General features: G+C 59.5%; 1 protein-coding gene. It reads right to left on the bottom strand.

Annotated elements, in window-relative coordinates:
• Window positions 1-83: 83 nt before the first annotated feature.
• On the bottom strand, window positions 84-772 hold a 689-nt coding region (locus WH91_RS20840), incomplete at its 5' end, for an ABC transporter permease (protein WP_046172938.1).

Genomic DNA, 772 nt, shown 5'->3' with positions numbered 1-772 from the left:
GTTATCGTTGATGGTGAGGCTGACCTGGTCGACGGCTTTGATGAAGGCGGCGCCATAGCCGATGGTGACATTGTCGACGCTGATCATATGCTCATCCTCCGGGCCGAAGAGCGCATGGAGAGACCTGAGGAAACGAGGAACAGCCCGATGAACAACAGCACGATGGCTACCACTGGCGAGCCGATCCAGACATATTTGCCGCCCAGCAGAGCCTGATAATTGATGGCCCAATAAATCATGGTGCCCAGTGTCGCCTGTTGCGCACTCGATAGCCCGATCACCGCCAGCGCGCTTTCGGTCGAGATGCCGACCAGCACCGTGTTGATGAAATTGGCCGCCGACCACCCCGCGATATAGGGGAAGATGTGCCGCACCAGAATGCGCACGCTGGACTCGCCGGAAAACCACGCGACATTGACGAATTCACGCTCGCGCATGGTCAGCGCTACCGCGCGCACCTGCCGGGCCGGATAGGGCCAGTTGAAAATTACCAGCAGCACGCCGACGAAGGGCAGAGCCAGCTGGCCGCCAAACAGAGCCGCCATCAGGATAAGGATCGGCAGCGTCGGAATGCACAGCAGCGCATCCATGAAGAACGACAGCACCCGATCGAGCCACCCGCCGGCATAGCCTGCGGCAAGGCCGAGGAATACTCCAATGACTGTCGAAAATCCGGCCACGATCAGCCCCAGAATAAGCGAGTTGCGTACCGCAAAGGTCAGCAGCCAGAAGATGTCCTGGCCCAGACTCGTCGTGCCAAACAGGTATGTCC

This window comes from Devosia psychrophila, from assembly GCF_000971275.1.
Classification (GTDB): Bacteria; Pseudomonadota; Alphaproteobacteria; order Rhizobiales; family Devosiaceae; genus Devosia; species Devosia psychrophila.
The sequence above is the reverse complement of the archived record's forward strand: the minus strand, read 5'-3'. Positions and strand labels throughout refer to the sequence as shown.